Genomic DNA, 19805 nt, shown 5'->3' on the forward strand with positions numbered 1-19805 from the left:
ACCGTCCGCCCGATGACCACCTACCGGATCGGCCAGATCGTCCCGAGTTCCAACGTCACCATGGAGACCGAGGTCCCCGCCCTGCTGCGGGCCCGCGAGGCGGTCGCCCCCGAGCGGTTCACCTTCCACTCCAGCCGGATGCGGATGACCAGGGTCACCCCCGAGCAACTGCGCGCCATGGACGCCGAGTCCGACCGCTGCGCCGCCGAGCTCTCGGACGCCCGGGTGGACGTGCTCGGCTACGCCTGCCTGGTCGCGGTGATGGCCACCGGCCACGGCTACCACCGCGAGGCCGAGCGGCGGCTGCACCTGCGCACCATCCAGAACGGCGCCCCCGCACCCGTGGTCACCAGCGCCGGCGCCCTGGTCGCCGGGCTGCACGAGCTCGGGGCCGCCAAGGTCGCGATGGTCACCCCGTACCTGCGGCCGCTGGCCCGGACGGTGGTCGAGTACCTCGCCGCGGAGGGCATCGAGGTGCTCGACCACGCCGCCCTGGAGATCGCCGACAACCTCGACGTGGCCGCCCACGACCCGGCCCGGCTGCCCGCGATCGCCCGCGGTCTCGCCCACGCCGGGGCGGACGCCGTGGTGCTCTCGGCCTGCGTGCAGCTGCCCTCGCTGTCCGCCGTCGAGGAGGCCGAGCAGCAGCTCGGCAAGCCCGTGGTCTCGGCCGCCGTCTGCACCACCCACCAGCTGCTGCGGGCCCTCGGCCTGCCCGCCTTCGCCCCCGGGGCCGGGACCCTGCTCTCCGGCGCCTACGCGTAGCGGGCGGTAGCGGTACGCGCAGTAGGCGTTACCCCTAGCAGGTGTTCCGTGCGCTTCCCGCCGGATCGGCGCATCCGGCAAAGATCGGCAAGACCCTTCCGATGTCCCGCACCCTCGTTATGATCGCCACCAGTCGCCGGGGAGGAGGGCCCGCGCATGTCCGAGAACGCACCCCGGCCGAGCTCCCTGATCAACACCGTCTACGGCGAGTTCGTCCGCCGCCTCGGCGGCTGGATATCCATCGCCGACCTGATCGCCCTGCTGGCCGAGCTGGACGTCGACGGCCCGGCCGTCCGCTCGGCGACGTCCCGGCTGAAGAAGGCCGGCACCCTGCTCCAGGAGCGTCGCGGCGGAACCGGCTACCGGCTCGCCCCGGCGGTGGAGCCGGTCTTCGAGGAGGGCGACCGGCGGATCTTCCACAGCCTGGAGCCCGCCGCACTCGCCGACGGCTGGGTGGTGGCGGTCTTCTCGGTGCCCGAGTCCGCCCGCGCCCACCGCCACCAGCTGCGCTCCCGGCTGAGCTGGCTCGGCTTCGGCAACGCCGCCCCGGGGGTCTGGCTGGCGCCCGCCCGGCTGCTGCCGGACGCCCGCCGGCTGCTGGACCGGCTCGGGCTGAGCGCCTACGTCCACCTGTTCCTCTCCGCCGAGTACGCCGGCTTCGCCGATCTCCGGACGGCGGTGGCGAGTTGGTGGGACCTCCCGGCGATCGAGGCGCAGTACGCGGCCTTCGCCGACGCCTGGCACCCGGCCGCCGAGGAGCGGCGCGACCGGTCGCCGGTCGACCCGGCCGAGGCGTTCCGCGCCTACGTGCCGATGCTCACCCAGTGGCGCCGCCTGCCGTACCTGGACCCGGGGCTGCCCGCGCAGCTGCTGCCCGCCGACTGGAACGCGGTGCCGGCCCGCGCGGTGTTCACCGAGTTGCACGGACTGCTCGCCGAGCCCAGTCTTCGGTACGTCGAGAAGGTCACCGGGCTGTCCCGCCCCCCGGTGCGTCCGGCGATCCAGGAGCCGCAATGACCGACCCCGCCCCCGTCCCCGCCGACCTGCTGATCCGGGCCGCCGCCGTGCACACCCTGGTGCCCGGCGAGCCGCCCCGCCGGGCGGTCGCCGTCACCGGCGGCCGGATCACCGCCCTGTCCCCCGCGCCCGACGGCCTGGACGCCCTGGTCGGCCCGGCCACCGAGGTGGTGGACGCCCCGGGCTCGACGGTGCTGCCCGCCTTCGACGACACCCACACCCATCTGGTCATGGCCGGGCACAGCGTCCACGGCGTGCCCGTCCACCGGGCCCACGACCTGGCCGGGTTCCTCGCCCTGATCCGCGAGCGCGCCGCCCGCACCCCCGCCGGGGAGTGGATCCAGACCACGGTCAACTGGCAGGAGGTGCTGCTGGCCGAGCAACGGATGCCCACCACCGGGGAGTTGGACGCGGCCACCGCGGACCACCCGGTGCTGGTGCGCCGCGGCGCGTACAACATGGTGCTCAACTCGGCCGCGCTGCGGCTGGCCGGGATCACCGAGGCCACCGAGGCACCGCCCGGCGGCGTGATCGAGCGCGACCGGCACGGGCGGCTCACCGGCCGGCTGGTCGACCGGGCGGTCGAGCCGGTCGAGCGGGTGCTGCCGCGCCCCACCCTCGCGGAGCGGATCGAGGGCCTGCGCGCCGCCTCCGCCGACTTCGCCGCCACCGGCATCGGCACCGTCCGCGACTGCCTGGTCCCGGTCGAGGACCTGGAGGTGCTGGACGCCGCGCGGGCCGAGGGCGCCCTGGCCGTCCGGGTCCGGGCGCTGGTCTCCGGCTTCGCCGCCCGCACGCCGGAGCAGGTGGACGCACTGCTGGAGCGGATGGACGCCTGGCGCTCCGCCGGCCGGGACGACGGCCGACTGAGCCTGTGGGGCGTCAAGTTCGGCATCGACGGCGGTTTCGAGGCGGGCGCCGTGGAGGAACCCTACCGGGGGCAGCCGTGCTACCACGGCCGGCTGCTCTGGGAGCCGGCCGAGCTGCTCGCGGCGGTGGACCGGGTGGTCGGGCGGGGCTGGCGGGTCGGCGTGCACGCCTGGGGCGACCGCGGGCTGCGGGTGCTGCTGGACGTCTTCGAGCAGGTGGCCGCGCGCCGCCCCGGCCTGCCGCCCGGCACCCTGGTGGTCGAGCACGGCGGCCTGGCCCGCCCCGAACAGCGGGCCCGGGCGATCGCCCTCGGCATCCCGGTGACGGTCCAGCACCCGCTGCTGCACGACGGCGCGCTCACCCAGCAGCGGGCCTGGGGCGAGGAGCGCACCGCCGCGCTCTTCCCGCTGCGCGAGTGGCTGGACGAGGGCGCGCTGATCACCGGGGGCTCGGACTTCCCGGTCGGCCCGTACGGCGCGATGGTGTCGGTCTGGGGCATGACCACCCGGGGCACCACGGCCGGGGTGGTCGGCCCGGAGCACGCGATCGGCCGGGCCGAGGCGGTCGCCCTGCACACCGTGAACGCGGCCCGGCTGACCGGCGAGAGCGCGGTGCGCGGCAGCCTGCGGCCGGGGGCGTTCGCCGACCTCACGGTGTGGCCGGTCGATCCGCTGGACTGCCCGGTGGACGCGCTGCGCGACCTTCGCCCCACCCGTACGGTGGTCGACGGCCGCACCACGCACCGGAGTTGATGGATCGTCAGGCCGCCGCGAGCTCCCGCAGATCGATGCCGCGGTGCAGCGCGCGCAGGTCCTCGTGCAGCGTGGACGGCGGAACGGCGAGCACCCCGCACCGGGCCCGGGCCAGGCACTGCCGGGTGACCGAGCGGCGCGTCAGCCCGCGCAGCCTGACCCGCAGGCCGCCCTGCTCGCCGGTGCTGACCACCAGCAGGTCGCCCGGACGGTCGGCGAGCCCGGTCAGCACCGTGGCGGCATCGCCGCGCACGACCAGCGGCCGCACCGGCGCGCCGATCGGCAGACCGCCGAAGGCCTGCTCCAGCGCGCTCGCCATCCGCGCCTCGGCGAGTTCCTGCCAGGCGCGCAGCAGCGGCGGGCACGGCCGGGCCCGGTAGTTGCGCTCGCCGCCGACCGGCGTCCAGGCGAGCACCGGCACCAGCACCGCCTGCCGGACCCGGGCTTCCTCGGCCGCCCGGTGCAGGGCGGTCAGGCTGTGCAGGGAACCGCTGACTCCGACGATGACGCGGGCGCCGTCCGACATGATCCTTCGCTTTCCGATGTCAGAACTCTTCAATGTCTGCGATTAGGTTGCCACACTCCCGATTTGGCCTGCAAATCGAAGGCATTAACTGAATATCACCGTGCATCGCTCGGCATACCCATGCCCTGGGCGCAATATTCGAGCACCTGTTCGAACAAGGGCGTACGCTGACCCCATGCACGGCACCGTCCACCTCCAGCCCTCGCTGTTCGACGACACCGACCGCGGCGGCGTCCGCCTCGGCCCGCTCGACGGCCTGCGACGGCAGCCGCTCGGCGACGGCGCCTGGCTCGACCTGCTCCCGGGCTGGCTGCACGGGGCCGACGAGCTGTTCGAACAGCTGGCCGCCACCGTGCCCTGGCGCGCCGAACGCCGCGAGATGTACGAGCGGACGGTCGACGTCCCGCGCCTGCTGGCCTCCTACCCGGCGCACGCCGAACCGCCGCACCCGGTGCTCGGCCTGGCCCGGGCCGCCCTGAGCGACCACTACGCCCGGGAGCTGGGCGAGCCGTTCCGCACCCTCGGACTCTGCTACTACCGGGACGGCCGGGACAGCGTGGCCTGGCACGGCGACCGGATCGGGCGCGGCGCCCGCGAGGACACCATGGTGGCGATCCTCTCCGTCGGCGAGCCGCGCACCCTGGCGCTGCGGCCCCGGTCCGGCGGCACGACCGTCGTCCGCCACCCGCTCGGCCACGGGGACCTGGTGGTGATGGGCGGCTCCTGCCAGCGCACCTGGGAACACGCGATCCCCAAGACGGCCCGCCCGGTGGGCCCGCGGATCAGCGTCCAGTTCCGGCCGCACGGGGTGTCCTAGGCATCGTCGCCGGGGACGCCCGCTTGCCGCGCACCCGCCGGGCGCGGAGGCTGGCGGGTGGGGCCGTTGCTCCGGGCACCGGACGCCGGGCGCCGGACACCGGGCCCGCCAGGAGGACCGCATGCCGAAGCCGGGCAACTACCGCGCCGGGGTCCCGTGCTGGGTCGTGCTCACCACGCCGGACACCGCACGGGCGCAGGCCTTCTACGGCGCGCTGTTCGACTGGGAGTTCGTCCCGACCGGCCGCGCCGAGGCGGTGGCCACCCGGCACGGCGCCCAGGTCGCGGCCGTCGAACGGGCCCGGCCGACCGACCCGCCCGCCTGGACCACCTTCCTCGCCTGCCCCGACCCGCTGCGCACCGCCGCCGCCGTCCGGGCCGCCGGCGGCCGCCTCGCCCGCGAACCGTACGAGGTGCCCGAGCAGGGCCGCGCCGCGCTCGCCGTCGACCCGCTCGGTGCCCGCTTCGGGCTCTGGCGGGCCGGCACCATCGACGGCGCCGGCCTGGTCGACGAGCCCGGCGCGTTCGCCTGGAACGAGCACCTCTCCCCCGACCCCGACACCGCGCGGGCCTTCTACCGCCGGGTCGTCGGCTACAGCTACGACCGGCCGCGGGCGGGCCACACCCTCGCCCGGGTGGCCGGTCGGCCCGCGTGCAGCATCGGCCCCTCCGACCCCTCCAGCCCCTCCGGCCCGGGCGCCGGTCCGGAGGGAGGCGCACGCTGGCTGGTCCACTTCGCGACCGAGGACACCGACCGCGCGGCCGACCGGCTGCGCGCCCTCGGCGGCGCCGTCGTCACCGGTCCGGCGCCGGGGCCGTTCGGCCGCACCGCGCTGGTCCGGGACGACGCCGGCGCGGAGTTCGTGCTGGTCGCCGTCCCCGCCCGCGACTCCGCGGCCGCGGCCTGAGCCCCGGCCGCCGACGCTCCCGCCCCTCACCCGGGGAGCCGGCGAGGCCGCTGCCGTCCCGTCAACTTGCCTGTACGGCAAGACGATTCAGTACGACCCCACCGCCCGAGGGCGGCCGGACCCGCCGACCCGGCTGTCCGTTGCGCCCGCTACCGTGCTGATATGAGTTCCTTCCTGCGCGCGTACCTGGTCGACCCCGCGGAGCTCCGTGCCCGCGTCGGCAGCGGCGACGACGGAGCGGTCGACGAGGCCCTCGCGTACTTCGGCCCGTCCCTGGACAGGTCCGACGAGCACTTCGCCGACGAGATCGCGCAGGGCGCCCCGACCGCCCTGGAGGCGCTGCGCGCCGTGGTGCACGGCGGGCCCTTCTCCGGGAACGAGGACCACGCCTTCCAGTACGGCTACGCGTACCGGCGGCTGTGCTGGCTGGTCGGGCAACCCCTGGAGGTCGACTCCTTCGGCCCGTTCCGGGGCAACTGGCTGGAGGTGGTCGACGACGGTCTGAAGGCGTACGGGATCACCGCCGTCTCGGTCGCGGACTTCCAGTACGGCGGCGGCCTTCCCACCGGACTGCCCTTCTGCGCGGTGCCGTCCTGCGGCACCTGGTCGGCCGGGGACTGCGGGCAGGCGCTGGACCGGTTCGACCGGGCCGGGCGCGAGGGCCGCGCCCCGGTGCCGGAGCGCGAGGTGGCCGAGGCCGTCGCGGAGGTCGTCGGCTGGCTCCGGATCGCACGGAGCCGGAAGGGCACCGACATCGTCGGCTTCGTCTCCTGAACCGGTGCCGGCGCCCACGCCCGGAGCGCCCACCCTCACGTACGACAGGGAGTCCCGCACGACGACGGGACTCCCGGCCGCTCCGCACGCGCGGGCGATCAGTCCTTCACCGCACCGGCCAGCCCGGAGACCAGCTTGCGCTGCACCGCGATGAAGAAGATCAGCACCGGCACGGTCATCAGCGTGGACGCCGCCATGATGCCGCCCCAGTCGTTCTCGTCCGGCTTGAAGAAGACCAGCAGCGCCGAGGGCAGCGTCTGGTTCTGGGTGGCGCTGATGATGAAGGTCTTGGCGAAGACGAAGTCGTTCCACGCCGCGATGAAGGAGAACACGCTGGTCGCGGCGAGGCCCGGGGCCACCAGCGGCAGCAGGATCCGCCACAGGATGCGGGTCCGGCCGGCCCCGTCGATCTGCGCCGCCTCCTCGATCGAGACCGGGACGGCCGCGACGAAGCCGCGCATCATCCAGATCCCGAACGGCAGCGAGAACGCCAGCTGCACCAGGACCAGCGAGGCCAGGGTGTTCAGCCCGATGCCCGGGGCGAACCGTCCGGCGTCGCGGAACATGAAGAACAGCGGGATGGTCAGCGCCTCGACCGGGATCATCTGGGCGATCAGGAACATCACCATGATGGTGGTGCGGAACTTGAACCGGAACCTGGTCACGGCCACCGCCGCCAGGAAGACCACGATCGCCGACAGCACCACCACCGACAGCGCGACCACCAGGCTGTTCCCGAAGTAGCGGGCGAAGCCGTCCACGCTGAGCACCTGACGGAAGCTCTCCAGCGTGGGGTGGGCGGTCCACGGCCTGGGGTCGAGCGACTGGATCTCGCCCTTGGGCTTGAAGGCCGAGAGCACCATCCAGAAGATCGGGAAGGCGGTGACCACGGCCAGCACGATCGCGCCGCTGTTGGCGGCCAGCCGCCACCGGCCGCGGGTGTTCCGACCACGGGTGTTCCGGGGGCCGCCGGTGTTCCGGGGGCCGCTCCCGTCCTGGGGGCCGCTCCCGTCCTGGGGGTCGCCGGTGTTCCGGGCCGGCTTCACGGCCGGAGAGTTCGCCGGGGAGTTCGCCGGGCTCACAGTTCGTTCCCCGTCCGTCGCAGGGTGCGGATGTACAGGACCGTCGGGATCACCAGGATCAGCAGCATGATCACGCCGATCGCCGCGCCCAGCCCGTACTGCGAGGAGGCGAACGCCTTCTGGTACGCGTACACGTTGAGCACGAGGTTCTGGCCGGCGATGCCGCCGCCCTCGGTCATCACATAGATCTGGGTGAAGACCTTGAAGTCCCAGATCACCGACTGGATCACCACGATGGTCAGGATCGGGCGCAGCATCGGTGCGGTGATCCGGCGGAAGGTGGTCCAGGTGTTGGCGCCGTCCAGGGCGGCCGCCTCCATGATCTCCTCCGGGATGGCCCGGATGCCCGCGTAGAGGGTGACCATCACGAACGGGTAGGAGTGCCACACCACCACGGCGCCGACGATCAGGAACGCCGTCCACTTGTCGTAGAACCAGTTGAACTCGTGGAAGCCGGAGAGTCCGAGCCCCTCCAGGGTGTGGTTGACCAGGCCGAGGTTGGTGTCGAACAGGAAGCTCCACACCGTCGAACCGGTCATCGCCGGCGCCGCCCAGGCGGCCATCGCCGCGGTGGTCAGCACCAGCCGGGGCCACCGGCCGACCTTGGTGAGCAGCACCGCGAGGGTGGCGCCGACGGCCAGGGTGGCGACCACGCAGAACGCCGCGAAGCCGATGGTCTGGAACAGCACCGTCCAGAACTGCTCGTCCTCGAGGATCTTCGAGTAGTTGCCGAAGCCGATGAAGGAGGTCGGGGCGCCGCCCGAGGCCTGGGCCTGCCCGAAGTCCAGTACGGACAGCAGGCCGAGCTGGTAGATCGGGTAGGCGACCAGCGGGATCAGGATGACCGCGGCCGGCAGGAGCAGCAGCAGCGGGGGCCGCCGGCGCCGGCCGCCCGGGGGTGCGGCCGGCGCCCTTCCCCCACGGCGCCTCTGCGGGGAAGGCGGCGCCGGGGCGGTCGAGGTGGATACGGACACGTGCGGGACCTGCTCTCTGAGACGAACCGGGAGGGGGGCCGTCCGTACGCGGCCGGGGGCCGGCGGTGCGGCGCCGGTGGCTCGGTGCCGGCGGCGGTGACTCGGTACCGGCAGCGCCGGTGACTCGCTGCCGGCGGCGGTGACGGTGGCGGTGACTCACATGCCGGCGGCGGCGGTCGTGGCGCGCCCCCGCCGCCGGCGGTCGGCCGTCAGTGCGCGGCGAAGGCCGAGGAGACCTGCGCGGCCGCGTCGCCCGAGGCCTTGGCCACGTCCGCCTTGCCGGTGACGACCTGCTGGAGCATCGTCGGGATCACCGCCTGGGCGTCGATCTGCGCCCACGCCTGGTCGAGCGGGACGAACCTGGTGCCGGCCGCGATGGTGTCGGTGAAGGGCTTCAGGAACGCGTCCTTCGCCGCGACCTTGCCGCTGACGGACTTGAGCGTCGGCAGGTTGCCCATCGCGTCGTACATCTGCTCCTGGTACGCGGGGCTCGCCAGCAGTTCGGCGAACTCGACGGCCAGCGTGCGGTGCTTGGCCGCCTTCATCACGCCCAGGTTGTTGCCGCCGGCGAAGGCCGGGGCGATCGAGCCGGGCTTCTCGCCAGGCAGCGGGACCACGCCGTACTTGCCCTTGACCGCGCCCGCGTCCACCTTGCCGCGGTTGGAGTTGAGCAGCACCGCCATCGCCGACTTGCCGGCCGCGAACAGGTCGACGGTCTTGCCGCCGGTCAGGTCCGCGCACTGCTGGGCGGGGCAGCCGTCCGCGCCGAAGAGGTCGGTGTAGCGCTTGATCCCGGCCTGCGAGGCGGGCGAGTTGATCGCCGCCTTGAACGCGGCGCCGTCCTTGGTGGCGATGTCGCCGCCCGCGTCCCAGACGAAGGGCAGCGCGGCGAAGGTGTACTTGCCGCCGACGGCGATGCCGAAGGTGTCCGGGTGGGCGGCGTGGATCTTCTGGTTGGCGGCGACCAGTTCGGCGTACGAGGTCGGCGGGGTGAGGCCGGCCTCGGTGAACAGGTCGGTGCGGTAGTACAGCGCGCGCACGCCGACCCACCAGGGCAGGCCGTAGGTCTTGCCGTCCACCACGGCGGTCTTGGCGATCGCCGGGTCGAGGTCGCCCTTGTCCTGCCACTTGTCCAGCTCGGTGGTGATGTCGGCGAGGCCGCCGGCGGCGACGTAGCCGGGCAGGTCGGTGTTGCCGAACTCGACCAGGTCGGGGGCGCTGTTCGGGTCGTTGAACGCGCCCTTCATCTTGGCCGCGCGGGCCGAGGCGTCGGTGTCGATGTAGCTGACGTTGACGGTGACGCCCTGGTGGGAGGCCTGGAAGTCGGTCACGGCCTTGGCGATCACGGCCTCCTTGGCCGCGTTGCCCGCCTCGTTGTACAGCCAGACCTGCAGCGTGCCGGTCCGGTCGTCGGCGGCCTTGTCGCTCGCCGGCGAGGCGGTGCCGGGGGCACAGGCGGTGGCGGCCAGGCAGCCGGCGGCGAGCACGACGGCTGCGGCGGTCCGTCCGATGAGTCGCATGGTGGAGACCTCCCCTCCCGACAGCTGCCGCCGAGACGTCCGCCGCGGGGACGGGCACGTCGAAGCAGGCCCTGACCGGGGCCGATGGTGGGTGAAGTGGTGGGGGTACGGCAGGGCGCAGCGCTCGGGTGGGGCGACGTCGCCTGCTCGATGGCAGGGACGTTAGGCGGGGGCGATCGGCGCCAACAAGAGGGAGTTGGGGAAAGTTTTGCACTGCACAACGTTGTATCGAAGATGAGGCGATCCCGTCACGACCGGGTACGTTCTGACAACCGCCGCCGACCTGCGGGGGAACACCGGCAGAACGACACAGGGAACGGACCCATGACGGAGACGGCGCCCAAGAAACCCGCGACCGAACGCAACCAGTCCTCCTCACTGCGCCGCGCGCTCGCCGTCCTCGGCTACGTCCGCGACCACGGCGACGGGCGCGGCGTTCCGCTCGCCCAGCTCGCCGACGGGCTCGGCCTGAACAAGAGCACCGTGCTGCGACTGGCCGGCCCCCTGCTGGACGAGCACCTCCTCGACCGGGACCGCGAGACCGGCTGGTTCCGGCTCGGCCACGGCTCCCTGCGGCTCGGCCAGGCCTACCTGACCACCCTCGACCTGCGCAGCGTCGCCGCCGAACACCTGCGCCGGCTCCAGCGCGAGGCGGGCGAGACCGTCCACCTGACCGTCTGGCAGGCCCCCGGGATCGTCTACCTGGACAAGGTCGAGGACGAGACAAACGTCCGGATGGCCTCCCGGGTCGGCAGCCGGGCCCCCGCCTACTGCACCGCCACCGGAAAGGCGATCCTCGCCTGGCTGCCCGAGGAGGCCGTCGCCGAGGTGGTCGCGGCCGGACTGCGCCCGGTGACCGCCTGGACCATCGCCGACGAGCCCCGGCTTCGCGCCGACCTCGCCCGCATCCGCGCCCGCGGCTACTCGATCGACGACCGCGAGAACGAGCCCGAGGTCCGCTGCGTCGCCGCCCCGATCTTCGACCACACCGGCGAGGTGACCGCCGCCCTGTCCGTCTCCGGCCTCACCTCACGGATGACCGCCGCCCGGGTCCGCGCCCTCGGCCCGGTGGTCGCCCAGGTCGGCCTGCGGATCTCCCGCGAGCTGGGCTCCGACCGCCAGCCGTCCTGAGAACGCCTCGCCTCGAGAACGCCCCGTCCTGAACGGTCGTCCGGCGGTCGCCCTGTTCCCGGAAACGCGGACAGGGCCCGGCGCCGAACGAACGGCACCGGACCCTGTCCGACTCTGGAGCGCCAGGCCCGGGTCGCACGGACTCTTCCTACTGAAAGTAGGACGTGCTCTGGTAGCACCACTGACGCCTGACGAGGAATCCCTCCCTCGCGACGAGAAGTACAGTACCAGCTCCGTGATCATCCACCGAACCGGAGGGGAACCCCGCATGACGAGCGCTCGACCCGAGGCCGGTCCGCCTGCCGCCCCGACTGCCGCTCCGTACGCGGAAGGGCGGCTGATGGACGTCCACCTCCCGGCCGCCGGCACCGCCGGACCGGCTCCCGTCGTGCTGCTCTGGCACGGCAACGGCCCGAACGAGCGCGACGTGCTGCGGCCGCTGGCCCGGGAGGCCGCCGGGCTGGGGCTGCTGGTGCTCGTCCCGGACTGGAGCTCCGAGCAGCCGGACCGCGGCGGCGCCGAACTGCTCGCCTCGCTGGCCCAGGCCCGCCGGATCGCCGCCGAGCACGGCGGGGACCCGGCCCGCTTCGTGCTGGCCGGCTGGTCGATGGGCGGCCGCGAGGCGATAGCCGTGGCCACCCACCCGGACACCCCCGCCGAGCTACGGCCCGTCGCCGCCGTCGGCATCGCCTCGCACTACTCGACCACGGCCGTCACCACCGGCGAGGCCCCGCTCGACCACCTGGCCGCCGGCCCGTCCCCCGTCCCGCTCTGGCTGGTCCACGGCACGGCGGACGGGATCGTGGACATCGAGCACACCCGGCGGTTGAGCGCTGCTCTGACAAAGCAGCGCTCGGCGGTACGGACCCTCGAACTGCCCACCGACCACGCCGGCGTGGTGATGACCGCCTACCACCCCGAGGCCGGCCGCTGCCTCCCGGCCACCGACGCCGACACCCTGGCCGCCGGCCGGCGGACCGCCGCCGTCCTCGCCGAGGCGGCCGGGCCGGCCTGACCTCAGTTCCCCGCCGCCGGCTCCCGCAGCCCGCCACCGCGCTCCAGGGCCTCCAGCTCGCGCTGCAGCGGCGGACGCGGGACGGCCAGGACCGGGCAGGCGGCATGCCGGACGCAGTAGGCGGTGACCGAGGGGTGCACCAGTCGGGCGAGGCGGCCGCGCTCCCGTCCGGCGCCGAGGACGAGCAGGTCACCGGGCCGGTCCGCGCACCGCACCAGCGTGTGGCCGGTGTCGCCGCGGACGGCCTGGCAGCGCAGCCGGACACCCGCGTGGCGTCCGGCGAAGGCCTCGTCGAGGGCCTGCCGCAGCCGGGCCACGGCGGCGTCGCGGCCGGCCTCGATCACCGGCGGGCACGGGGTGCGGCGGTAGCCGAGTTCGTCGCCGGGCGGGGTCCAGCAGAGCACCGCGAGCACCTCGACGTCCGAGCGACGGGCCTCGGCCACCGCGCGGTGCAGTGCGGCGAGGCTGCCCAACGAGCCACTGATGCCGACCACGATCCGGCCCCCGTCCGCACCACTGTCCGTCATGGCCCGCCCTGCCTCTCCGTCCGCCCGCGCGCCCGGGTGCCCTCGCACCGGGCCGGACCGGACCGCGCCGATTCCACCCCAGCAAAGCGGCCCGCGCCCGTACGGCCACGGGCCGTTGACGCGGCTCTGACGCGGGGCCCGTCCTTCCGTACGCGTCCCTGATGCGGCACGGGCGGAAGCTGGCTCGGGCTTGCGGCGGGCTCGGGCTTGCGGCGGGCTCGGACTCAGGAGGGCTCGGACTCAGGAGGGCCCGGGCTCAGGAGGGCCCGGGCTCAGGAGGGCTCCGGCTGCTCCGCCTCCCAGAGGTCCGCGAACATCCGGTCCAGGTGCTCCTCCCCGATCGGCGGGACCGGCAGCGGGTGGGTGGCCTGGGCGCGGAAGCCGTCGAGCAGCAGGGCGAGGTAGCGGCGCCAGAGGTCGGGGCGCAGCTCGGTGGCGGCCGGCAGGGCGCGGCAGAGCGGGCCGAGCAGGAAGAGCAGGTCCATGGTGACGACGTCGCGGCGCATGGTGCCCTGCTCCTGGGCGCGGGCGATCAGGGCGCCGACGGTGGTGGCGTGCCCGCGGCTGATCTCGATCATCCCGGGGATGGTCGGGATGGCCTGGGTGACCAGGTCGTTGATGCCCCGGTCGGCGGCGACCAGTTCGAAGATCCGCCCGAAGTACCGTTCGAGGCCGGTCCAGGCGTCCGCGTCGGCGAGCGCCTCCTCGCCCGCGGCGGCCAGGCCGCCCCCGGCGTCCGCGAACACCTCGCCGATCAGCGCCTCGCGGGTCGGGAAGTGCCGGTAGAGGGTGGCGTTGCCGACGCCCGCCTCCTTGGCGATCTGGTCCAGCGGCACGTCCAGGCCGTGCCGGGAGAACATGTCGCGGGCGGCGGCGAGCAGGAGGTCGCGGTTGCGCTGCGCGTCACGCCGGAGCCGCCCCGGGGGGTTCGCGCTGCTCGGTGGTGCCATGCCCCCGACCCTAGCAAGCGGCGGGCGGATCCACCCCGTCCCGCCTCCGCCCCCACCGACCCGCTCAACTACCCTGTGGGGTTCGCGAGATGGACGGTACGCGGGCGTAGCACGGCACGCCGGCGCGAAGGGGGAGCAGGACGATGGCCACGGTGACGGAACTGCGGTACTACCCGGTGAAGGGCTGCGCGGGGGTGGCGGCCGCGCAGGCGGAGCTCACCCGGGCCGGGCTGGCCCACGACCGGGCGTTCATGGTGGTGGACGAGGAGGGCGTGTTCCGCTCCCAGCGCCGGGACCCGGTGCTGGCCACCGTCCGCCCGACGGTGGCGGAGGACGGCCGTTCGCTGACCCTGGCCGCCCCGGGGACGGAGCCGGTGTCGGTTCCGGTGGACACCGGGGGCCCGCGCCGCGAGGTGCGGCTGTTCGGTGCGCCGTTCTTCGGCATCGACCAGGGCGAGGAGGCCGCCGACTGGCTCTCCGGGGTGCTGGGCGCGCGCAGCCGACTGGTCCGGGTGCCGCCGGAGCACGACCGGGTGACCGACGGGCTGGTCCCGGGCACCTCGGGCTACGCGGACAGCTGCGCCGTGCACCTGGTGTCGCACTCCTCGCTGGAGTACTTCAACGAGCTCTCCGGCACTCCGCCGCTGCCGATGGACCGGTTCCGCCCGAACGTGGTGGTGGACGGCTGGTCCGAACCGCACACCGAGGACCTGGCCCGCCGGATCGAGGTGGGCGGGGCCGAACTGGGCTACGCCAAGCTCGCGATCCGCTGCGCGGTGACGATGGTGGACCAGTCCCACGGCACCAAGGCGGGCCCGGAGCCGCTGCGCACGCTGGCCCGGTACCGCCGGGCGGCGGCGGGCGGGGTGGCGTTCGGCAGCAAGTTCGCGGTGCTGCGGCCCGGCACGCTGCGGGTGGGGGACGAGCTGGCGGTGGGCGCCTGGGGGCCGTCCGAGCTCTGAGCCCGGGGGCGGCCGTAGCGACTACGGCTACGGTTACGGCCGCACGGCGGTGACCTCGGCGGGGAAGCCAGCCGAGGCCACCGTCGCGTCGGAGCGTCCGGGGACGGCCCCGGGGTGATCAGCGGACGGTCAGCAGGTCTGGTCGATCAGCGAGAACGTGGCGTAGTGGTCGCCGGTGTAGTAGTCCTCCTGGCTGGCCTGCCCGGTCACGATCCGGCGGGCGCCGCGGGTCGGGGAGCCCGGGGTGATGACGGTGTACTCGTGGTAGTAGCCGTAGGACTCGCTGGGCAGGACGCCCTCCCGGTTCTGGAAGACCACCCCGTCCTGGGAGTAGGGGAACGGTCCGCCGGAGGCGATCAGGTTGAGGGTGTCGGTGGCCTGCGACGGGAGGGCGGAGAGGCAGACCGAGCCGCTCACGTCGGCGTGCGCCTCGGTGGCGACGGCGACCGGGGCGAGGGTCATCAGGGCGACGGCGGTGACGGCGGCGGCGCGGGTCTTCCACGCGCGTAGAGTGCGAGTCATGTCCACCAGTCTGACGAGACACCGTCAGCTCCGGAAGCCCTCAGAAAAACTATTAACCAGCGAGTAACTACCCTTTACCTACGAGGACTTGAGCCGTACGCCGAGCCTCGCACCCCTCCCCCGGAGCCGTCCGCGAAACGCCCACGAACCGCCCGTCCGGCGCAAGGGTCGACCGCCATCGAACTCATGTCGGAGCTGTCCCGACCGGACCGTGCCGCATAGAGTGCCGCCTAGCCGGACGGATCACGGCGGGGCCGGGACAACCGCCGGAACGATCGCCGGAGCAATCACCGGAACGATCGCCGGAACGACTCTGACGGGGTGGGCATGGGTACGGGCTCGGGCACGGCACTGACGGCCCACCAGCTGATCGGCCTGCTGGTCGATCCGGGCGGCTTCCGCGGCTGGGACGAGCCACCGGTCGTCGACCGGCCCGACCCCGACTACCGCGCCTCCCTCGACCGCGCCCGCGAGCGCACCGGCCTGGACGAGGCCGTCCTCACCGGCGTCGGCTCGATCGACGGCCGGCCGGTCGCCCTCATCGCCTCCGAGTTCGGCTTCCTCGGCGGATCGATCGGCGTCGCCACCGCCGAGCGGATCACCCGCGCCGTCGAGCGCGCCACCGCCGAGCGACTGCCGCTGCTCGCCCTGCCCGTCTCCGGCGGGACGCGGATGCAGGAGGGGTCGGCGGCCTTCCTCTGCATGCTGCGGATCACCGCCGCCGTCCAGGCGCACCGCGCCGCCGGCCTCCCCTACCTCACCTACCTGCGCAACCCCACCATGGGCGGGGTCTTCGCCTCCTGGGGCACGCTCGGACAGCTGGTCCTCGCCGAGCCCGGCGCCCGGCTCGGCTTCCTCGGCCCGCGCGTGTACGAGGAGCTGCGCGGCGTGGAACTGCCGCCGGACGTCCAGCGGGCCGAGACCCTCGCCGGCCAGGGACTGGTGGACGCCGTCGTACCGCCGCAGGAGCTGCGCGAGCTGCTCCGCCGCACCCTCGCCGTCCTCGCCGCCGCACCGCCGTCCCCTCCTACAGACCCCACCGCCTCTCCGACCCCCGCGCCCGTCCGCACTCACGGGCACCCCGACGCCTGGGACTCCGTCCTCCGCACCCGGCGCCCCGACCGCCCGGGCACCCGCGAGCTGCTGCGGCACACCGCCGAGGAGCTGGTGCTGCTGGACGCCCCCGGCGGGCGCGGCGGCGCACTGGTCCGGGCACTGGCCCTGCTCGGCGGCCGGCCCGTCCTGGTCGTCGGCCAGCAGCGGCAGACCCCCGAGCACGAGCGCCCCTTCACCGCCGCCGACCTGCGGGCCGTACGGCGCACCGCCCGCCTGGCCGAGCAGCTCGGACTGCCGCTGGTCACCGTGGTGGACACGGCCGGCGCCGAGCTGTCCGCCCAGGCCGAGCTGGACGGCATCGCGGTGGAGATCGCCCACTGCCTGACCACCCTGCTCGCGCTGCGCACCCCCGTCCTGGCCGTGCTGCTCGGCCAGGGCTCGGGCGGCGGGGCGCTCGCACTGCTCCCGGCGGACCGGGTGATCGCCGCCGAGCACGCCTGGCTGGCGCCGCTGCCGCCGGAGGGAGCCTCGGCGATCGTCCACCGGGACGGCGCGCACGCCGCCGAGCTGGCCCGCGCCCAGGGGATCGGGGCGCACCGGCTGGCCGAGGTCGGGCTGGTCGACGAGGTGGTCCCGGAGCTGCCGGACGCCGCCGAGGAGCCGGCGGCCTTCTGCGCCCGGCTCGGGCAGGCGGTCGGCGCGGCGCTCGGCGCCCTGTCGGCGACCACCGAAACGGACCGGCTCGCGGCCCGGGCCGTCCGGCACCGACGGCTGGGCGACCTCCGTTAGGACCCGCCTCCCACCTCCTGCCGCTCGGCGCGGCGGTGTGGCGCCGATCCCGCCGGTCGGGTGTGGCGCCGATCCCGCCGCTCGGGTGTGGCGCCGGTCTCAGCGCGGGGTTGATCGTCTGTACCCACCGTGCTTCGACCGGGCCGGCGAGTGACGCCCGCCGAGCCCCGCACGGTGAGTGCGCTCACACGTGATCAACACCCACGACGGGCGGTAGTAGACACCCCCGGAACGCCCGCGTCACTCCGACACCCCCCGCGTTCGCGCTGCTCACCCCCGCTCCGCACGCTCCGCGCGACCGCCCCTTCGAATCCACGGCGGCCCCTTCCGTACGACCGTGGGTCGTACCGAGGGGGTCTTGGCGGGGGCCGATGCCGTCTGCCAACAATGGCTCAGTCGTCAGCCGCACCGGCACCTGTCCCGCCGGTGAACGGCTTGCTGCCGGGTCACGACCCCGCGACCGTTACGGCCCCTGTCCGGCCGAGGTCCGCGGCGGGGAGTGACCCGGCCCAACCCGATTGAGGTCCTGCTCTTTATGCCCGCTTTCAAGCTCCGTATGCGCACCTCCGCCGCGATCCTCGCCGGCGCCGCCGGTCTGACCGCCCTGGGCGCGGGTGTCCTGCCCGCCACCGCGAACGCCGCCACCGCCTCCCCGCAGGCCATCGCCGCCCAGATCGTCCCGGCCAACCAGCTGGCGTCCTTCAGCCAGATCATCGCCCACGAGTCGAGCTGGAACGTGTCCGCGACCAACGCGAGCTCCGGCGCGTACGGCCTGGCCCAGGCGCTGCCGGGCTCCAAGATGGCCTCGGCGGGCTCGGACTGGAAGACCAACCCGGCCACCCAGATCAAGTGGGCGCTGGACTACATGAACACCCGCTACGGCAGCCCGAACGCCGCCTGGAACTTCTGGCAGGCCAACCACTGGTACTAAGCCGACCCCATCGGCCCACCAGCCTCCGACCGTCACCTGACCACTCCCCCTCACCCCGGGGGTCGGACAGGGACCACCGGGGTGCCCGAGAGGGCCCGGACCCGCGCGATCCGCGTGGTCCGGGCCCTCTTGTGGTTCCCCGGCGCCCGTGGGCGGCGGGCTCCGCAGGTGCTCAGGCTCCGGCTCCTCGGGCCCCGGCTCCTTGGGCCCGGCTCCTTGGGCCCCGGCTCGGGGACTACAGCTCGTGGACTACAGCTCGCCGGTGAGTCCGAGCAGCTCGCGCATCCGCGCGTACTTGGCGGCCAGCCGCTCGGCGGTCGCCGGGTCCAGCACGGCGAGGCGGGCCGGATCGGAGTTGTGCGCCAGGTCCGCGCGCTTGACCAGCAGCGCGCCCGGCGTGGCCAGGATGCGAGCCGTGTACTCCTCGACCGGCTCGTCCCGGCGCCGGGTGAGCGCGTCCACGATCGCCTTGGTCTCCTCCGGCAGCGCGGCCCCGGCCAGCCACTCCCGGCTCAGCCGGTCGTCCTCGACGGTGTCGTGCAGCCAGCCCGCCGCGACCTGCGCCGCGCTGCCGCCCCGCGCCGCCGTCCCGTGGGCGACCGCCGCGATGTGCTCGCCGTACGGGTGGCCGTTCTTGTCCACCTGCCCCCGGTGGGCCCGGCGCGCGATCGCCTCCACCTCGGACAGGCTCAGGTACTGGTCCTCCATCGGCTCATCGTAGGCCCGGGCGGTCGGCGTCGCTCCGGGCGGTCGGCGTCGCTCCGAGCGGTCGACCTCGTGCCTGGCCCGCCGATCCCGCCGATGGCCCGACCCGGCTGGCGTGCCCGCGACAGACCCGTTGATCACCTCGCCGACGGCCACTGGTTTACTGCCCCGGGGGTTCATGGGCTTCGGGGGGTCACCGCGCTCGGGAGTCGGCGCCCCCGACGGGAGACCCCCGTCGCACCGGCAGATCCGCCCGAGCGATCCGAGGAACCATGCCAGCCCTGCACCCCCTGCTGTCCGCCTTCGCGCCGATCTGGGCGCTCACCGGCGTCGGCTACGTCGTCGGCCGCACCGGGCTGCTCGGGCCGCAGGCCGAGACGGTGCTCAACCGGTTCGTCTTCCACGTGGCGATGCCGGCCGCGCTGTTCCTGATGATCGCCCGCACCCCGCTGGACCGCTTCGCCAACGCCTCGATGCTCGCCTTCACGGCGGGCACGGTGGTCACGATCGGCCTCGGTCTGCTCGTCGGGCGGCTGCTGTTCCACCGCAAGCCCGGCGAACTGGCCGTCGGCGCGATGGCCTCCGGCTACGTCAACTCGGCCAACCTCGGCATCCCGGTGACCATGCAGGTCCTCGGCGACGCCTCCTTCGTGGCGCCCGTGGTGCTGTTCCAGATCCTGGTGGTCACCCCCGCCGTCCTGGCAGTCCTGGACGGCGGCGCGGCCGGGCGGCGGGCGCTGCTCACCCTGCCCGTCCGCAACCCGATCCTGCTGGCCACCGCCCTGGGCGCCCTTGCCTCGGCGACCGGCGTGCACCTGCCCGCCGAGCTGAATCGTTCCTGCGAACTGCTCGGCGGCGCCGGCGTCCCGACCGCGCTGATCACCCTCGGCATATCGCTGCACAACCGCCCGCCGGCGGAGGGCCGTCCGCGCCGCACCGAGGTCGGGCTGACCGTCGCGCTCAAGACCCTGGTCCAGCCGCTGGTGGCCCTCGCCGTGGCTGGCCCGCTGCTCCACCTGCCCGCGCACCAACTGCTCACCGTGGTGCTGTTCTCCGCGCTGCCCACCGCCCAGAACGTGTACACCTACGCCCGCGAGTACCGGCAGGGCATCGCCCTCGCGCGGGACGCGGTGCTCTGGTCGACGCTGGTGTCGATGGCGACGCTGTCGGTGATCAGCTGGACCCTCGGCCCCGCGTAGCCCCGGCCCTCCCT

At 74.3% G+C, this 19805-nt stretch carries 20 protein-coding genes; 12 read left to right on the forward strand and 8 right to left on the reverse strand.

Translation table 11 applies throughout. The features are described 5' to 3' along the window. The first annotated feature begins 12 nt into the window (after positions 1–12). From ACFVU7_RS20580 to ACFVU7_RS20590, 3 genes are all read left to right on the forward strand, one after another. The gene (locus ACFVU7_RS20580) at positions 13–765 is read left to right on the forward strand and encodes an Asp/Glu racemase (protein ID WP_049650649.1); all 753 of its coding nucleotides are present in this window, start codon (positions 13–15) and stop codon (positions 763–765) included. Positions 766–921: 156 nt separating this feature from the next. Beyond that, entirely contained in the window at positions 922–1782 is an 861-nt protein-coding gene (locus ACFVU7_RS20585; RefSeq protein ID WP_074004508.1) for a PaaX family transcriptional regulator C-terminal domain-containing protein, read from the forward strand. Next, the gene (locus tag ACFVU7_RS20590; protein WP_388046338.1) at positions 1779–3404 is read left to right on the forward strand and encodes an amidohydrolase; all 1626 of its coding nucleotides are present in this window, start codon (positions 1779–1781) and stop codon (positions 3402–3404) included. Before ACFVU7_RS20585 ends, ACFVU7_RS20590 begins: the two co-directional genes overlap by 4 nt. Positions 3405–3411: 7 nt before the next feature. Here the strand turns inward: ACFVU7_RS20590 and ACFVU7_RS20595 are convergent, their stop codons facing one another. Continuing rightward, entirely contained in the window at positions 3412–3930 is a 519-nt protein-coding gene (locus ACFVU7_RS20595) for a universal stress protein (RefSeq protein WP_388046340.1), read from the reverse strand. Positions 3931–4105: 175 nt separating this feature from the next. Between ACFVU7_RS20595 and ACFVU7_RS20600 the strand changes: the two genes are divergently transcribed. From ACFVU7_RS20600 to ACFVU7_RS20610, 3 genes are all read left to right on the forward strand, one after another. Further along, positions 4106–4747 carry an alpha-ketoglutarate-dependent dioxygenase AlkB gene (locus ACFVU7_RS20600; RefSeq protein WP_049650653.1) on the forward strand — a complete coding sequence of 214 codons (642 nt, stop codon included), beginning with the start codon at positions 4106–4108 and terminating at the stop codon, positions 4745–4747. A 121-nt stretch (positions 4748–4868) separates the two neighbouring features. Continuing rightward, entirely contained in the window at positions 4869–5654 is a 786-nt protein-coding gene (locus ACFVU7_RS20605; protein WP_388046342.1) for a VOC family protein, read from the forward strand. Positions 5655–5816: 162 nt separating this feature from the next. After that, a complete protein-coding gene (locus tag ACFVU7_RS20610) occupies positions 5817–6428 on the forward strand; it encodes a hypothetical protein (protein WP_049650655.1) in 612 nt (203 codons plus the stop codon). A gap of 98 nt (positions 6429–6526) precedes the next feature. Here the strand turns inward: ACFVU7_RS20610 and ACFVU7_RS20615 are convergent, their stop codons facing one another. From ACFVU7_RS20615 to ACFVU7_RS20625, 3 genes are all read right to left on the reverse strand, one after another. Then, positions 6527–7351 (reverse strand): carbohydrate ABC transporter permease, encoded by an 825-nt coding sequence (locus ACFVU7_RS20615; protein ID WP_049650666.1) that lies wholly within the window; start codon positions 7349–7351, stop codon positions 6527–6529. Between the two features lie 155 nt (positions 7352–7506). Beyond that, positions 7507–8484, reverse strand: coding sequence for a carbohydrate ABC transporter permease (locus tag ACFVU7_RS20620; protein ID WP_388046343.1), 978 nt, complete (start codon positions 8482–8484; stop codon positions 7507–7509). A 209-nt stretch (positions 8485–8693) separates the two neighbouring features. After that, positions 8694–10004 (reverse strand): extracellular solute-binding protein, encoded by a 1311-nt coding sequence (locus ACFVU7_RS20625; protein ID WP_387975723.1) that lies wholly within the window; start codon positions 10002–10004, stop codon positions 8694–8696. Positions 10005–10328: 324 nt separating this feature from the next. On the opposite strand from ACFVU7_RS20625, the gene ACFVU7_RS20630 reads away from it, so the two are divergent. Further along, a complete protein-coding gene (locus ACFVU7_RS20630) occupies positions 10329–11135 on the forward strand; it encodes an IclR family transcriptional regulator (RefSeq protein ID WP_049650658.1) in 807 nt (268 codons plus the stop codon). A gap of 268 nt (positions 11136–11403) precedes the next feature. Continuing rightward, complete coding sequence (locus ACFVU7_RS20635; RefSeq protein WP_380741576.1) at positions 11404–12150, forward strand: alpha/beta hydrolase family protein; 747 nt, start codon at positions 11404–11406, stop codon at positions 12148–12150. Positions 12151–12152: 2 nt separating this feature from the next. Here ACFVU7_RS20635 and ACFVU7_RS20640 read toward each other — a convergent pair whose 3' ends face one another. Both ACFVU7_RS20640 and ACFVU7_RS20645 read right to left on the reverse strand, forming a co-directional pair. Beyond that, complete coding sequence (locus tag ACFVU7_RS20640; protein WP_074004499.1) at positions 12153–12677, reverse strand: universal stress protein; 525 nt, start codon at positions 12675–12677, stop codon at positions 12153–12155. 272 nt (positions 12678–12949) lie between these two features. Next, positions 12950–13627, reverse strand: a complete 678-nt coding sequence (locus ACFVU7_RS20645; RefSeq protein ID WP_074004498.1) for a TetR/AcrR family transcriptional regulator — start codon at positions 13625–13627, stop codon at positions 12950–12952. Positions 13628–13770: 143 nt separating this feature from the next. Between ACFVU7_RS20645 and ACFVU7_RS20650 the strand changes: the two genes are divergently transcribed. Continuing rightward, positions 13771–14589 (forward strand): MOSC domain-containing protein, encoded by an 819-nt coding sequence (locus ACFVU7_RS20650; protein ID WP_049650662.1) that lies wholly within the window; start codon positions 13771–13773, stop codon positions 14587–14589. A 129-nt stretch (positions 14590–14718) separates the two neighbouring features. On the opposite strand, the gene ACFVU7_RS20655 is transcribed toward ACFVU7_RS20650, so the two are convergent. Further along, complete coding sequence (locus ACFVU7_RS20655; protein WP_049650667.1) at positions 14719–15051, reverse strand: ribonuclease; 333 nt, start codon at positions 15049–15051, stop codon at positions 14719–14721. Between the two features lie 387 nt (positions 15052–15438). Here ACFVU7_RS20655 and ACFVU7_RS20660 point away from each other — a divergent pair, with 387 nt between their 5' ends. Both ACFVU7_RS20660 and ACFVU7_RS20665 read left to right on the forward strand, forming a co-directional pair. Beyond that, on the forward strand, positions 15439–16956 hold the full coding sequence (locus tag ACFVU7_RS20660; protein WP_388046345.1) for a carboxyl transferase domain-containing protein: 1518 nt from the start codon (positions 15439–15441) through the stop codon (positions 16954–16956). 556 nt (positions 16957–17512) lie between these two features. Next, a complete protein-coding gene (locus ACFVU7_RS20665) occupies positions 17513–17887 on the forward strand; it encodes a transglycosylase SLT domain-containing protein (RefSeq protein ID WP_241853055.1) in 375 nt (124 codons plus the stop codon). A 249-nt stretch (positions 17888–18136) separates the two neighbouring features. Here ACFVU7_RS20665 and ACFVU7_RS20670 read toward each other — a convergent pair whose 3' ends face one another. Next, positions 18137–18595, reverse strand: coding sequence for an HD domain-containing protein (locus tag ACFVU7_RS20670; protein ID WP_049659345.1), 459 nt, complete (start codon positions 18593–18595; stop codon positions 18137–18139). A 269-nt stretch (positions 18596–18864) separates the two neighbouring features. Here ACFVU7_RS20670 and ACFVU7_RS20675 point away from each other — a divergent pair, with 269 nt between their 5' ends. Beyond that, positions 18865–19791 carry an AEC family transporter gene (locus ACFVU7_RS20675; protein WP_049659344.1) on the forward strand — a complete coding sequence of 309 codons (927 nt, stop codon included), beginning with the start codon at positions 18865–18867 and terminating at the stop codon, positions 19789–19791. The last annotated feature ends 14 nt before the right edge of the window (positions 19792–19805 follow it).

Origin of the sequence: Kitasatospora sp. NPDC058046, assembly GCF_042885595.1 — a bacterium.
Taxonomy (GTDB): Bacteria; Actinomycetota; Actinomycetes; order Streptomycetales; family Streptomycetaceae; genus Kitasatospora.